This window comes from Pseudomonas sp. D4002, from assembly GCF_013385665.1.
In the GTDB taxonomy this organism is placed as follows: Bacteria; Pseudomonadota; Gammaproteobacteria; order Pseudomonadales; family Pseudomonadaceae; genus Aquipseudomonas.
The window spans coordinates 85,747-99,743 of the sequence record NZ_JACAPN010000024.1; the positions used below are offsets into that span (position 1 = coordinate 85,747).

Sequence of the window (13,997 nt, forward strand, 5' to 3'; positions counted from 1 at the left end):
GCTCGGCAGTTTTTCGTCCTCCGTACAGGTATCCCCTATGAAACGTCCAAGTGGTCGCGCTGCCGATCAGCTCCGCTCGATCCGCATCACCCGCAACTACACCAAACACGCCGAGGGATCTGTACTGGTCGAGTTTGGCGATACCAAGGTTATCTGCACCGTCAGCGTCGAAAACGGCGTGCCGCGTTTCCTCAAGGGCCAGGGCCAGGGTTGGTTGACCGCCGAATACGGCATGCTGCCGCGCGCCACCGGCGAGCGTAACCAGCGTGAAGCCAGCCGTGGCAAGCAAGGCGGCCGCACCCTGGAAATCCAGCGCCTGATCGGTCGCTCCCTGCGTGCAGCCCTGGACATGTCCAAGCTGGGCGACGTGACCCTGTACGTCGACTGCGACGTTATCCAGGCCGACGGTGGTACCCGTACCGCCTCCATCACCGGCGCCATGGTTGCCCTGGTCGACGCGCTCAAAGTCATCAAGAAACGTGGCGGCCTGAAAGGCGGCGATCCGCTCAAGCAGATGATCGCGGCTGTATCGGTCGGCATGTATCAGGGCGAGCCGGTGCTGGATCTGGACTATCTTGAAGATTCGGCTGCCGAGACCGACCTGAACGTGGTGATGACCAGCACCGGTGGTTTCATTGAAGTGCAGGGCACCGCCGAAGGCGCGCCATTCCAGCCGGCGGACCTGAATGCCATGCTGGCCCTGGCCCAGAAGGGCATGACCGAAATCTTCGAACTGCAGAACGCCGCATTGGCCGACTGATTCAATCCCAAGGAGCGACGCCATGAGTGACAGCCAACTTCCACTGCCGACACCGTCCAAGGAAGTTCGCCAGTGGGCGATGCTCTGTCATTTTGCGGCGTTCTTCGGGCTGATGTTCCCGTTCGGCAGCCTGCTGGGGCCCTTGATTCTCTGGCAGGTGAAGAAGGATGCAGACCCGTTCATTGATGACCAGGGCAAGGAAGCGCTGAATTTCCAGATCACCGTGGGCATTGCCTGGGCGGTCTGCTTCCTGCTGGGTTTTATCGTGATCGGCTTTGTGTTGATGACCGTGCTGGTGATCGGCGCGGTGGTGATGACGATCATTGCGGGCATCAAGGCCAACAAGGGCGTGGCTTATCGTTATCCGTGGACATTGCGGTTGATCAAATAACCACCGCCCACAAAAAAACCGACAGCGATGTCGGTTTTTTTGTGCCTGGAAAAAGACCTTAGATGGTCAAGGTCCAGTCGTAGTCCACGATCAGCGGCGCGTGCTGCGAGAAGCGCGGCTGGCGTGGCAGACGTGCGCTGCGCACGAAGCGACGCAAGCCTGGCGTCAGCAGCTGGTAGTCAAAACGCCAGCCGAGGTTGAGCATCTCGGCCTGTTCGTTATCCGGCCACCAGCTGTACTGGTCGCCTTCGCGGCTGACTTCCCGCAGGGCATCGACATAGCCCATGTTGCCGACAATCTCGTCCATCCAGGCCCGTTCCGGCGCCAGGAAGCCCGGGGATTGCTGGCTGTCGCGCCAGTTCTTGATATCCAGCTTCTGTTGCGCCACGTACAGCGAGCCACAGTAAATGTACTCGCGACGTTTGCGCCGCTGTTTATCCAGATAACGGGCGAAGTCGTCCATTAGCTTGAACTTCTGGTTCAAGTCTTCATCGCCATTCTGCCCTGATGGAAGCAGCAAGGTCGCAATGCTGACCTTATCGAAATCGGCTTGCAGGTAGCGCCCGTAGCGGTCGGCTGTCTCGAAGCCGAGGCCGCTGATGACCGCCTTGGGTTGCAACCGCGAATACAAAGCCACGCCGCCTTGGGCGGGAACTTCGGCATCACAGGCATAAAGGAAGTAGCCATCCAGTTGGAAGGCTGGGTCGTCCAGTTCAAAGGCGGAGGCGCGGGTGTCCTGCAGGCAGATGACGTCGGCATTCTGGGCTTGCAGCCAACTGAGCAAACCACGCTCGACTGCAGCCTGAATACCATTGACGTTCACACTGATGATCCGCATAAATGGCCCCAAAAATCGCGTGCGTGTATGATACACGCCGTCTACCTAATTAGCTAAATCCGTGGTATCTGAGGCTTTTTTCATGCAGGCGTATCAACGCGATTTTATTCGTTTTGCCATCGATCGCGGCGTATTGCGCTTCGGTGAGTTCACTTTGAAGTCCGGGCGCACCAGCCCTTACTTCTTCAATGCCGGCCTTTTCAACTCGGGTTCTGCCCTGGCGCAGCTGGGTCGTTTCTATGCGGCCGCCATCGTTGAAAGCGGTATTTCCTTCGATGTGCTGTTCGGCCCTGCCTACAAAGGCATTCCCCTGGCGGCCGCGACCGCCGTGGCGTTGGCTGAACATCACGAGCTGGATCTGCCTTGGTGCTTCAACCGCAAGGAAGCCAAGGCCCACGGCGAAGGCGGTAGCCTCGTGGGTGCGCCGCTCAAGGGCGACGTGCTGATCATCGACGACGTGATCACTGCCGGTACGGCGATTCGCGAAGTGATGCAGATCATCGCTTCCCAGGACGGCGCCAAGGCGGCCGGCGTGTTGATCGCGCTGAACCGCCAGGAGCGCGGCAACGGTGAATTGTCGGCGATCCAGGAAGTGGAACGTGATTTCGCGATTCCGGTGGTGAGCATCGTGTCCCTGAACCAGGTGTTGCAGTTCCTGGAAGATGACCCGCAGCTCAAGCAGCATTTGCCGGCGGTCAAGGCTTATCGCGAGCAGTTCGGCGTTTAGAAGATCCATGTGGGAGCGGGCTTGCTCGCGAATACGGCTTGTCAGTTGATATATGTGTCGACTGACCCGCCGCTTTCGCGAGCAAGCCCGCTCCCACATTTTTAGACCGAGTACATAGAAAAGGCCCCGTTCAATCGAATTGAACGGGGCCTTTTTGTTTACCAGCGCTTAGGGGCGCTTGCGGTTGCTGATCAGGGTACCCACACCGGTATCGGTGAAGATTTCCAGCAGGATCGCATTCGGCACCCGGCCATCCAGGATCAACGAGCTGCCAACGCCGCCTTGCACCGCTTCCAGCGCGCAGCGGATCTTCGGCAGCATGCCGCCGTAGATGGTGCCGTCGGCGATCAGGTCGTCCACTTGCTGGGTCGTCAGGCCGGTCAAGACCTTGCCTTCCTTGTCCATCAAGCCGGCGATGTTGGTGAGCAGCATCAGCTTCTCGGCCTTCAGCGCCTCGGCCACCTTGCCGGCGACGAGGTCGGCGTTGATGTTGTAGGACTCACCGTTGGCACCGACACCGATCGGCGCGATCACCGGAATGAAATCGCCTTTCACCAGCAGGTTCAGCAGGTCGGTGTTGATGCCGATCACTTCGCCCACCTGGCCGATGTCGATGATTTCCGGCTGGGTCATCTCCGGGGTCTTGCGGGTCACGGTGAGCTTCTTCGCCCGGATCAGTTCGGCGTCCTTGCCGGTCAGGCCGATGGCGCTGCCGCCATGGCGGTTGATCAGGTTGACGATGTCTTTGTTCACCTGGCCGCCCAGGACCATCTCTACCACGTCCATGGTCTGGGCGTCGGTCACACGCATGCCGTCGATGAAGTGACTCTCGATGGACAGGCGCTTGAGCAGGTCACCGATTTGCGGGCCGCCACCGTGCACCACCACCGGGTTGATCCCGACGGCTTTCATCAACACGATGTCGCGGGCAAAGCCGGTTTTCAGCTCGTCGCTTTCCATGGCATTGCCGCCGTACTTGATCACCAGCGTCTTGCCGACGTAGCGTCGAATGTAAGGCAACGCTTCGGAAAGGACCTTGGCAGTATTGGCGGCGGCTTCGCGTTCGAGGGTCATTCAGGGCTCCGGTAAAAAATCAGAACGGTAATTGGAGATCAGGGGCAACACGTTTCAACTGGGCGTGGAACACGTCCTTGATGCGCTGCAACTCAGCCTCGGTATCCGCCTCGAAACGCAGCACCAGCACCGGTGTGGTGTTGGATGCGCGAACCAGGCCCCAGCCTTTGGCGTAATCGACTCGCACACCATCAATGCTGGTCAGGTCGGCGCCTTCGCCCCATTGCGCATCGTGCAGTGCGTCAATGATGCTGAATTTGCTCTCCTCGGTCACATGGATATTGATCTCTGGCGTAGAAATATCATTCGGGAAGGTCTGGAACAGCTCCTGCGCGGTCGATTTTTCCTTGCTGAGGATCTCCAGCAGACGAGCGGCGCTGTAAATGCCGTCGTCAAAGCCGAACCAGCGCTCCTTGAAGAACACATGGCCGCTCATTTCGCCGGCCAACAGCGCGCCGGTTTCTTTCATTTTCTTTTTGATCAACGAGTGGCCAGTCTTCCACATTAGCGGGCGACCGCCGTATTCCTTGATCAGCGGTGTGAGGCGGCGGGTGCACTTCACGTCGAAGATAATTTCGGCACCTGGGTTGCGCGCAACCACGTCGCGGGCAAACAGCATCAGCAGGCGGTCCGCAAACACGTTTTCGCCGGTGTCCGTCACCACGCCAACGCGGTCGCCGTCACCGTCGAAGGCCAGGCCGACGTCAGCCCCGGTCTCCTTGACCTTGGCGATCAGGTCTACCAGGTTCTCGGGCTTGCCTGGATCCGGGTGATGGTTCGGGAAGTTGCCGTCGACGTCACAGAACAGCGGGATCACTTCGCAGTTCAGGGCTTCGAGCAGTTGCGGGGCGATCACGCCGGCCGCGCCATTGCCGCAGTCCACCACCACTTTGAGGCGGCGCGCGAGTTTGACGTCGCCGGTGATTTGGTCAGAGTAGCGCTGCAGGATGTCGACTTTGGTGACGCTGCCTTCGCCGCTGGTCAGGTCGTTGGTCTTCAGGCGGGTGTGCAGGGCCTGGATCTGTTCGTTGGCGAGGGTATCGCCAGCGATGACGATCTTGAAGCCGTTGTAGTCCGACGGGTTATGGCTGCCGGTGAGCATCACGCCCGACTTGCCGGCCAGTACGTTGGCTGCGTAGTACAGCGCAGGCGTCGGCACCAGGCCCACGTCGCTGACGTGGCAACCGCTGTCGGCCAGGCCCTGGATCAGTTGCTCGACCAGTTCGGGGCCGGACAGGCGGCCATCACGGCCTACGGAAACGTTGGGCTCGCCCTGTGCCAGGCTCTGGGAGCCAATGGCGCGGCCGATCCAGTAGGCGGTCTCGGCGGTCAGGGTCTTGGGGACCACGCCACGAATGTCATAGGCGCGGAAAATGCTGTCGGGAAATGTCGGGGCGACTCGGGCTGGGTTGCTCATTGCGGGGGGGAACTCCATCGATAAGGGGCTGGGCTGGCCTCAAGGGTGCTGACCGGCAGGCTCAAACTGAAGGGTAAGACGGCGTTTTTGGCATAGAGTTCGTGGTGCAAAAGTGCCATCGGCGCCGAAGCTCCGCCCTTTTGCCCGCTTAATGCCCTGATTTCACTGGGGAAACCTTGCTGGTAAGTTCCGCGCATTCTTCATCCTGAAAGGCCATGCGTTGGCATCAGGCCGGGTGAGGCACCCGGCTTGTTCGGCTAAGTCAATTCAGCTTAGTCAGTGGCTGCCGGAATGCCCGAAGCCACCTGCGCCGCGTTGTGTTTCGTCGAACTCTTCGACCAGCTCGAAGTGCGCCTGCACCACCGGTACCAGCACGAGTTGGGCAATGCGCTCGCCGACGGCGATATTGAACGCGGTCTGGCCACGGTTCCAGCAGGACACCATCAACTCGCCCTGGTAGTCCGAGTCGATCAGCCCCACCAGGTTGCCGAGGACGATGCCGTGTTTGTGGCCCAGGCCGGAGCGCGGCAGGATCAGCGCCGCCAGGCCCGGGTCGCCCACGTAGATCGACAGGCCGGTCGGAATCAGAATGGTCTGGCCTGGTTCAAGCACGGTGTCCTGCTTGAGCATGGCACGCAGGTCGAGGCCGGCGGAGCCTGGTGTGGCGTAGGCCGGCAGCGGGAATTCGTTGCCGATGCGGGGGTCGAGGATCTTGGCTTGCAAAGCGTGCATGGAAATTAAACCTGGTTCAGCCGTTGGGCGATAAAAGAGATCAGTTGGCGGGCAATCTTGCCCTTGCTGGTCTGGGCGAAAACGGTAGCGTGCAACTCGCGGTCGATCACGCTGATGGCATTTTCCTCACTGTTGAAGCCGATGCTCGGGTTGGCGACATCGTTGGCGACAATCAGGTCGAGGTTTTTGTCTTTCAATTTGCGTGCGGCATAGTCCAGCAAATGCTCGGTTTCGGCGGCAAAACCGACGCTGAACGGGCGGTCCTCACGGGTGGCGATGGTCGCCAGGATGTCCGGGTTACGGACCATTTGCAGGAGCAGGCCGTCGCCGCTTGTAGGGTCTTTCTTGAGTTTCTGCGGTGCAACCACCTCGGGGCGGTAGTCCGCTACCGCAGCCGAAGCGATGAACAGGTCGCAGGGAATCGCCGCTTCACAGGCCGCCAGCATGTCGCGGGCGCTGACTACGTCGATTCGGGTGACGCGATCCGGGGTCGGCAGATGCACCGGGCCGGTGATCAACGTCACACGGGCGCCTGCCTCGACCGCCGCTTCCGCCAGGGCAAAGCCCATTTTTCCTGAGCTATGGTTGGTGATGTAGCGCACCGGGTCGATGTTTTCCTGGGTCGGGCCGGCGGTGATCAGCACGTGCTTGCCGGTCAGGGCCAGGTGCTGGAAGCAGTCGGCGGCGCAGTGGGCCAGGTCGGTGGCTTCGAGCATGCGGCCCATGCCCACGTCGCCGCAGGCCTGGCTGCCGGAGGCCGGGCCGAAAACCTTGAGGCCGCGGCTTTGCAGGAGTTGGGTGTTGGCCTGGGTGGCCGGGTCGCGCCACATGGCCTGGTTCATGGCCGGGGCGATCGCGACGGTGGCGTCGGTGGCCAGTACCAGGGTGGTCAGCAGGTCGTCGGCAATGCCTTGGGCCAGGCGGGCGATCAGGTCGGCGGTGGCCGGGGCAATCAGCACCAGGTCGGCCCACTTGGCCAGCTCGATGTGGCCCATGGCGGCTTCGGCCGCAGGGTCCAGCAGGTCGAGGTGCACCGGGTGGCCGGACAAGGCTTGCATGGTCAACGGGGTGATGAATTCACTGCCGCCACGGGTCATGACCACGCGCACTTCGGCGCCTTGGTCGAGAAGCCTGCGAACCAGCTCTGCGCTCTTGTAGGCGGCAATGCCGCCGCCGACGCCGAGAACGATGCGTTTCCGATACAGACGCTGCATTGGCTTGCCTTTCCAGTTCAGTGATGGCGTTGCGATGCCCCCTCCCCAGGTGAAATCGCACGCAAAAAGATGGCCTAAGATACCACAGCGTCCGCCATGCAACAGCGGCGCACATGCACACGGAGGTGCCATGAGTATTCGCGATTGGCCTGCGGCAGAGCGTCCGCGGGAGAAGCTGTTGGAGCTGGGAGCGGAGAACCTTTCCGACGCGGAATTGCTGGCGATTTTCCTGCGCACCGGGGTGTCAGGCAGGAGTGCCGTGGACCTGGCGCGCCATCTGCTGGCGCAATTTGGCAGCCTTCGGGCGCTGATGGAGGCGAGGCAGCCGGTGTTCAGCCAGCATTTGGGGTTGGGGCCGGCGAAGTTCGCCCAGCTTCAAGCCGTACTGGAGATGGCGCGCCGCCATTTGGCTGAACGCCTGCGCAACGATTCGGTGCTGGAAAGCCCGGAGGCCGTGCGCGACTACCTCAAGGCACTGCTGCGCCACGAGCCTCACGAGATATTCGGCTGCCTGTTTCTCGACGCCAAGCATCGAGTGCTGGGTTTCGAAAAGCTGTTTCAAGGCACCATCGACAACGCCATCGTCTACCCGCGACAAGTGGTGAAGCGCGCGCTGGACTACAACGCCGCGGCGCTGATCCTGTGCCACAACCATCCTTCCGGCAGCCCCGAGCCCAGCATCGCTGATCGAAAATTGACCAAGGTGCTGCAAAAGGCGCTGGAGATGGTGGACGTGCGTGTGCTGGACCACATCATTGTGGGGGAGGGTGACCCGCTGTCGATGGCGGAATTTGGGTGGATGTAGGGGCTGGCATGCCAGCCCCTGGCAGGGGTCAGGGCTTGACGCTGACCTTGGAGTAATCCTGGCGCCCGAACGGGCTCACCTGATACCCCTCGACATTCTTGCGGGTCAGCGCAAACGCGGTCGGGTGCGCCAGTGGCAGCCAGAGCGCCTGTTGCTGGATCTGCGCCTGGGCCTGCTGGTACAGCTTGCTGCGCACGCCTTGTTCGCTGGTGGTCTTGCCGGCGCTGATCAGCTTGTCCAGCGCCGGGTCGCAGTAGCGGGCGAAGTTGGTCCCGGACTTCACGGCCGCGCAGGAGAACTGCGGCGTCAGGAAGTTATCCGGGTCGCCGTTGTCACCGGCCCAGCCCATGAACAGCAAGTCGTGCTCGCCGGCCTTGGCGCGGCGGATCAGTTCGCCCCACTCGATCACACGGATTTCAGCCTGGATGCCGACCTTGGCCAGGTCCGCCTGCAGCAGTTGTGCGCCCAGGCTGGGGTTGGGGTTCAGCAGGCTGCCCGACGGCCGGGTCCAGATCGTGGTCTTGAAGCCATCCTTGAGCCCGGCGCGATCCAGCAGTTGCTTGGCCTTGGCAATGTCCTGCGGATAGCCCGGCAGGTCCTTGGCATAGCTCCAGGTATTGGGTGGGTAAGGGCCGTTGGCGGCTTCGGCGGTGCCTTCGAATACGGCCTTCAGATAGCTGGCCTTGTCGAAGGCCAGGTTGATCGCCTGGCGAACTTCCGGCTTGTCCAGTGGCGGATGCTGGCTGTTGATGGCGACAAACGCGGTCATGAAGGCCGCGGTTTTCTCGATCTTCAGATCGGCGTCTTTCTGGGCGGCATCGATATCCAGGGGCTTGGGCGACAAGGCGATCTGGCACTCGTCGCGACGCAGTCTCTGCAGGCGCACGTTGGCGTCCGGGGTGATCGCAAAGATCAGGTTATCCACCGCAGGCTTGCCGGCGAAGTAATCCGGGTTGGCCTTGTAGCGAATCGTCGCGTCCTTCTGGAAGCGCCCAAAAATGAACGGCCCGGTGCCGATAGGCTGGCTGTTGAGTTTCTCCGGGGTGCCGGCCTTGAGCAGTTTGTCGGCGTATTCCGCCGGGTAGATCGAGGCAAAGCCCATGCTCAAGGCGGCGAGGAAGGTCGAATCGGCGTGGTCCAGGGTGAAGCGCACGGTCAGCGGGTCGAGGGCGTCGATCTTCTTGATCAGCGTGGGCAACTGCAGCGACTGGGCGTGGGGGAAGCCGCTCTGGGCGATCTTGTGCCAGGGGTTGGCCGGGTCGAGCATGCGCTCGAAGCTGAAGCGCACGTCTTCGGCGGTCAGGCTGCGGCTTGGCGTGAAGTAGTCAGTACGGTGGAATTTAACGTCCGGGTGCAGCTTGAAGGTGTAGGTGAGGCCGTCCGGCGACACTTCCCAGCTGTCCGCGAGGCTCGGGACCAGCTTGCCGCTGGTGGCGTCGAAGTCCACCAGGCGGTTCATCAATACGTCTGCCGAAGCGTTGGTGGTAGTCAGCGAGTTGTATTGCACCACGTCGAAGCCTTCGGGGCTGGCTTCGGTGCAGACGCTCAGGGTAGTGGCCGCCTGGGCGTGTGCAGCAATAAAAAGAGGGGCTAGCAATAGCGGTAGGGCAGCGAGGCGCATATTCGGTTTCCTTTGCAGATCGAAGGCCCATCTGCGAGTGCAGTCTGGAAAAGTCCTACCGTAGTGGGCTGATTGACAAATGACTAGCCCATTTTTGCCTGTGCTTTTGCCGCAAATACTGTTTTGATGGCGCCTCAGGTCGTTTTGCCGAGCACTTTGCAGTGCGCGCGGGCGCTGTAAATCATTCTGTGCGACGAGCGGTTAGCTTCTATAGCGGCCCACCCTGGCAACGGTTCAGGCGTCCATGGCCTGGATTTACGCGTATAAAAGTACACGGCCTGTTGTTGCACTGGGGTCTTTCTGGTATAAAGCAGCGCTCTTTTCTAGGGGCCCGGTTCCTTCGCTAGTAGGTGTAGCCGGTAAGACCCTAAAGAAACGCGGCGCCTGGCGCCAAATGACTGAGAGATTAAGCGGCCAACCCATGCCGGGTTGGGCATGTGGTTTTAGAGGGCTGAGGCATGTCGAGAGTCTGTCAAGTTACCGGTAAGGGTCCGGTGACTGGGAATAACATTTCCCACGCAAACAACAAAACCCGTCGTCGTTTCCTGCCAAACCTGCAGCATCACCGCTTTTGGGTTGAAGAAGAGAAACGTTTTGTTCGTCTGCGCGTATCTGCCAAAGGCATGCGTGTTATCGACAAGCGCGGCATCACTGTCGTGCTGGCCGAACTGCGCCGCGACGGCAAAATCTAAGGAGCTAAATCATGCGTGAATTGATTCGAATGATCTCTAGCGCCGGTACTGGTCACTTCTACACTACCGACAAGAACAAGCGTACTACCCCGGACAAGCTCGAAAAGAAAATGTTCGACCCGCGCGTTCGCAAGCACGTGATCTACAAAGAAGGCAAAATCAAGTAATTGGTTTTCTTTCTTGTGAAAAAAAGCCCGTATCTCACGATGCGGGCTTTTTTTTGTGCCTGATAAATGATCAGGCCTTTTCTTCGAACACCACGTAGATCTTGCGGCAGGGTTCCAGCACTTCCCAGGTGCCGCTGAAGCCGGCCGGAATGACGAAGCGATCACCGGCCCGCAAGGTCTTGGCGTTGCCATCGGCATCGCGCAACACCGAAACACCCTGCACGATCTCGCAATACTCATGCTCGGTGTAGTTGACCTTCCACTGTCCGACTTCACCTTCCCAGACCCCGGCGCTCATCTGGCCGCACGGACTGTTGTAGTGGTTGTAGACGGTTTGCTCCGGGTCGCCCTTGAGGATTTTCTCCGCAGCCGGACGGTAGCGATCAGGCTCGGTCCTGGCCTGGCTGAAGTCGACGATATTCTGGATGTTCATGGGCGTGTCCCGTCTGGCCTGCGGTTGGAGAGCTCAAAGTCTATGTTTATTAAAATGAACATCGCAAGGGCGTTTGCTGCCGTTATGTCAAATATATTGAAACATCCATCGCCGCTGGTTTAGGGTGGCAGCTGCCTTGAGCCGAACAGCTGGCTGGCCGGGCAAGAATTCTTCGAAGGTGCCTGGGTACATCGCCCGGCCCTTGTATTCAATAAGAGGAGGACACTCGCATGACCACCCTGACCCGTGCCGACTGGGAACAACGCGCCAAGGATCTGAAGATCGAAGGCCGCGCCTACATCAATGGCGAATACACCGCCGCCGTTTCCGGCGACACGTTCGAATGCCTGAGCCCAGTCGATGGCCGCCTGCTGGCAACCGTTGCCAGCTGTGACGTCGCCGACGCCCAGCGTGCCGTAGAAAACGCCCGTGCCACGTTCAATTCCGGTGCCTGGTCGCGCCTGGCGCCAGCCAAGCGCAAAGCCACCATGATCCGTTTCGCCGGCCTGCTCAAGGCCAACGCCGAAGAGCTGGCACTGCTTGAAACCCTGGACATGGGCAAGCCGATCAGCGACTCCCTGAACATCGACGTCCCAGGCGCGGCGCAAGCGCTGAGCTGGAGCGGCGAGGCCATCGACAAGATCTACGATGAAGTCGCAGCCACCCCTCACGACCAGCTGGGCCTGGTGACCCGTGAGCCCGTCGGCGTTGTCGCGGCCATCGTGCCGTGGAACTTCCCGCTGATGATGGCCTGCTGGAAACTCGGGCCGGCGTTGTCCACCGGTAACTCGGTGATCCTCAAGCCATCTGAAAAATCACCGCTGACTGCCATCCGCATCGCTGCCCTCGCGGTTGAAGCCGGCATCCCGAAAGGCGTGTTCAACGTGCTGCCGGGTTATGGCCACACCGTGGGTAACGCCCTGGCGCTGCACATGGACGTCGACACCCTGGTGTTCACCGGTTCCACCAAGATCGCCAAGCAACTGCTGATTCGCTCCGGCGAGTCGAACATGAAGCGCGTCTGGCTGGAAGCTGGCGGCAAGAGCCCGAACATCGTGTTTGCCGATGCCCCGGACCTGCAAGCCGCCGCCGAATCCGCGGCTGGCGCCATCGCCTTCAACCAGGGCGAAGTGTGCACCGCCGGTTCGCGCCTGCTGGTGGAGCGTTCGATCAAGGATAAATTCCTGCCGCTGGTGATCGAGGCCCTCAAGGCCTGGAAGCCGGGCAACCCGCTCGACCCGGCCACCACGGTCGGTGCGCTGGTGGATACCCAGCAGATGAACACCGTGCTGTCGTACATCGAAGCCGGGCATGCCGATGGCGCCAAGCTGGTGGCCGGCGGCAAGCGCACGCTGCAGGAAAGCGGTGGCACCTATGTCGAGCCGACGATTTTCGACGGCGTGACCAACGCCATGAAGATCGCCCAGGAAGAAATCTTCGGCCCGGTGCTGTCGGTGATTGCCTTCGACAGCGTGGAAGAAGCCATTGCGATCGCCAACGACACCCAATACGGCCTGGCCGCTGCGGTGTGGACGTCGAACATCTCCAAGGCGCACCTGACTGCCAAGGCCCTGCGTGCCGGCAGCGTATGGGTCAACCAGTACGATGGCGGCGACATGACCGCACCGTTCGGTGGTTTCAAGCAGTCGGGTAACGGCCGCGACAAGTCGCTGCACGCGTTCGACAAGTACACCGAGCTGAAGGCGACCTGGATCAAGTTGTAAGCCTCCAGGAACACCGCTGTAAAAAATGTGGGAGCGGGCTTGCTCGCGAATGAGGTATCACAGTCGCTGATGTATTGACTGGTACACCGCATTCGCGAGCAAGCCCGCTCCCACACTGTTTTGTATGATCTCCAAGTAATCCACAGGAGCGTGGAAATGCGTTGGGCGACCTATTTCGCCGTGTTGGCGTCGGTCTTGAGCGTGGGCCTGGCCTTGGGCGTGAGCATGCCGCTGGTGTCCCTGCGCCTGGAAAGCTGGGGCTATGGCAGCTTCGCCATCGGAGTCATGGCGGCGATGCCGGCCTTCGGTGTGCTACTGGGTGCCAAGGTCTCCAGCGGCCTGGCCTCGCGCCTGGGCACGGCGAACCTGATGCGCCTGTGCCTGTGGGCGGGGGCGATTTCCATCGGCTTGCTGGCGGTATTGCCCAGCTACCCGGTATGGCTGGTGTTGCGGCTGATGATCGGGGTGATCCTGACCATCGTGTTTATCCTCGGCGAAAGCTGGATCAACCAACTGGTGATCGAACGCTGGCGCGGCCGTCTGGTGGCGCTGTATGGCTGCAGCTATGCCTTGAGCCAGCTGTCGGGCCCGTTGCTGCTGGGCGCGCTGGGTACGGACAACGATATTGGCTTCTGGGTGGGTGTCGGTCTGCTGACGTGCTCGCCGATCCTGCTGCTGGGCCGTTCCGGTGCGCCGACTGCCGAGTCTTTCAGCGTGACCTTTGGCGACCTGCTGCGCTTCTGCCAGGGCTTGCCGGCGATTGCCTGGGCGGTGGCGTTGTTCGCCGCATTCGAGGCGATGATTCTTACGTTGTTGCCGGTGTATTGCCTGCAACAGGGTTTCACCGCCGAGATTGCTCTGGCGATGGTCAGCACGGTGGTGGTCGGTGATGCGTTGCTGCAACTGCCGATTGGCGCGCTGGCGGACTACCTGCCTCGGCGCACGCTGTTTCTCGGCTGCGCGCTGATGCTGCTGGTGACGAGCCTGGCGATTCCGCTGTTGCTCGATACGCTGATGATCTGGCCGGTGTGGGTGCTGTTCGGGGCCAGCGCCGGCGGGTTATTCACCCTGTCGCTGATCCTGATTGGCGAGCGCTACCGCGACGACGCACTGGTGCGCGCCAATGCGCATATCGCGCAGCTGTGGGGCATTGGCTGCCTGATCGGCCCGCTGGTGGCCGGTGCCGGCAGCCAGTGGATCAGCGGGCATGCGTTGCCGTTGTTGATGGCGGCGGGGGCGTTGGGGTTGGTGATCCTGTTGCTGCGCCAAGGTGCGTTCGGCGCCGCACAAACCGCCTGAACTTGAAATGCGATCACCTGTGGGAGCCGGGCTTGCCCGCGATGGCGGAGTGTCAGCACCGGATACGTAAACTGACACTCCGCCATCGCAGGCAAGCCAGCTC

The 13,997-nt window shown here is 61.0% G+C and carries 14 protein-coding genes and 1 pseudogene; 8 read left to right on the forward strand and 7 right to left on the reverse strand.

Annotated elements, in window-relative coordinates; genetic code table 11:
• Positions 1–37: 37 nt before the first annotated feature.
• Together rph and HX824_RS17590 are read left to right on the forward strand one after the other, a co-directional pair.
• On the forward strand, positions 38–760 hold the full coding sequence (gene rph, locus HX824_RS17585; RefSeq protein ID WP_003213280.1) for a ribonuclease PH: 723 nt from the start codon (positions 38–40) through the stop codon (positions 758–760).
• Between the two features lie 22 nt (positions 761–782).
• Positions 783–1,151: a DUF4870 domain-containing protein gene (locus HX824_RS17590; protein WP_003213278.1), complete on the forward strand. Its 369-nt coding sequence runs from the start codon at positions 783–785 to the stop codon at positions 1,149–1,151.
• A 58-nt stretch (positions 1,152–1,209) separates the two neighbouring features.
• Here HX824_RS17590 and HX824_RS17595 read toward each other — a convergent pair whose 3' ends face one another.
• Entirely contained in the window at positions 1,210–1,989 is a 780-nt protein-coding gene (locus tag HX824_RS17595) for an exodeoxyribonuclease III (protein WP_003176915.1), read from the reverse strand.
• A gap of 82 nt (positions 1,990–2,071) precedes the next feature.
• On the opposite strand from HX824_RS17595, the gene pyrE reads away from it, so the two are divergent.
• Positions 2,072–2,716: an orotate phosphoribosyltransferase gene (pyrE, locus tag HX824_RS17600; protein WP_003213276.1), complete on the forward strand. Its 645-nt coding sequence runs from the start codon at positions 2,072–2,074 to the stop codon at positions 2,714–2,716.
• A 168-nt stretch (positions 2,717–2,884) separates the two neighbouring features.
• Here the strand turns inward: pyrE and argB are convergent, their stop codons facing one another.
• From argB to coaBC, 4 genes and pseudogenes are all read right to left on the reverse strand, one after another.
• On the reverse strand, positions 2,885–3,790 hold the full coding sequence (gene argB / locus HX824_RS17605) for an acetylglutamate kinase (protein ID WP_003213275.1): 906 nt from the start codon (positions 3,788–3,790) through the stop codon (positions 2,885–2,887).
• 19 nt (positions 3,791–3,809) lie between these two features.
• Positions 3,810–5,231, reverse strand: a pseudogene (locus HX824_RS17610) (phosphomannomutase/phosphoglucomutase); the annotation flags it as partial.
• 252 nt (positions 5,232–5,483) lie between these two features.
• Positions 5,484–5,939 carry a dUTP diphosphatase gene (gene dut, locus HX824_RS17615; RefSeq protein ID WP_003213270.1) on the reverse strand — a complete coding sequence of 152 codons (456 nt, stop codon included), beginning with the start codon at positions 5,937–5,939 and terminating at the stop codon, positions 5,484–5,486.
• 5 nt (positions 5,940–5,944) lie between these two features.
• Positions 5,945–7,153: a bifunctional phosphopantothenoylcysteine decarboxylase/phosphopantothenate--cysteine ligase CoaBC gene (gene coaBC / locus HX824_RS17620; protein WP_008439425.1), complete on the reverse strand. Its 1,209-nt coding sequence runs from the start codon at positions 7,151–7,153 to the stop codon at positions 5,945–5,947.
• A 130-nt stretch (positions 7,154–7,283) separates the two neighbouring features.
• Between coaBC and radC the strand changes: the two genes are divergently transcribed.
• Positions 7,284–7,958, forward strand: a complete 675-nt coding sequence (radC, locus tag HX824_RS17625; RefSeq protein ID WP_003213267.1) for a DNA repair protein RadC — start codon at positions 7,284–7,286, stop codon at positions 7,956–7,958.
• A 28-nt stretch (positions 7,959–7,986) separates the two neighbouring features.
• Here radC and HX824_RS17630 read toward each other — a convergent pair whose 3' ends face one another.
• Positions 7,987–9,579, reverse strand: a complete 1,593-nt coding sequence (locus HX824_RS17630) for an ABC transporter substrate-binding protein (protein ID WP_008439424.1) — start codon at positions 9,577–9,579, stop codon at positions 7,987–7,989.
• A 458-nt stretch (positions 9,580–10,037) separates the two neighbouring features.
• Between HX824_RS17630 and rpmB the strand changes: the two genes are divergently transcribed.
• Complete coding sequence (gene rpmB / locus HX824_RS17635) at positions 10,038–10,271, forward strand: 50S ribosomal protein L28 (protein WP_003213263.1); 234 nt, start codon at positions 10,038–10,040, stop codon at positions 10,269–10,271.
• Positions 10,272–10,282: 11 nt separating this feature from the next.
• A complete protein-coding gene (gene rpmG / locus HX824_RS17640; protein ID WP_003176906.1) occupies positions 10,283–10,438 on the forward strand; it encodes a 50S ribosomal protein L33 in 156 nt (51 codons plus the stop codon).
• Positions 10,439–10,508: 70 nt separating this feature from the next.
• Here rpmG and HX824_RS17645 read toward each other — a convergent pair whose 3' ends face one another.
• Positions 10,509–10,871: a cupin domain-containing protein gene (locus tag HX824_RS17645; RefSeq protein ID WP_003213261.1), complete on the reverse strand. Its 363-nt coding sequence runs from the start codon at positions 10,869–10,871 to the stop codon at positions 10,509–10,511.
• A 230-nt stretch (positions 10,872–11,101) separates the two neighbouring features.
• On the opposite strand from HX824_RS17645, the gene HX824_RS17650 reads away from it, so the two are divergent.
• Together HX824_RS17650 and HX824_RS17655 are read left to right on the forward strand one after the other, a co-directional pair.
• Entirely contained in the window at positions 11,102–12,595 is a 1,494-nt protein-coding gene (locus HX824_RS17650) for an aldehyde dehydrogenase (RefSeq protein WP_003213259.1), read from the forward strand.
• A 156-nt stretch (positions 12,596–12,751) separates the two neighbouring features.
• Entirely contained in the window at positions 12,752–13,894 is a 1,143-nt protein-coding gene (locus HX824_RS17655) for an MFS transporter (RefSeq protein ID WP_177009057.1), read from the forward strand.
• The last annotated feature ends 103 nt before the right edge of the window (positions 13,895–13,997 follow it).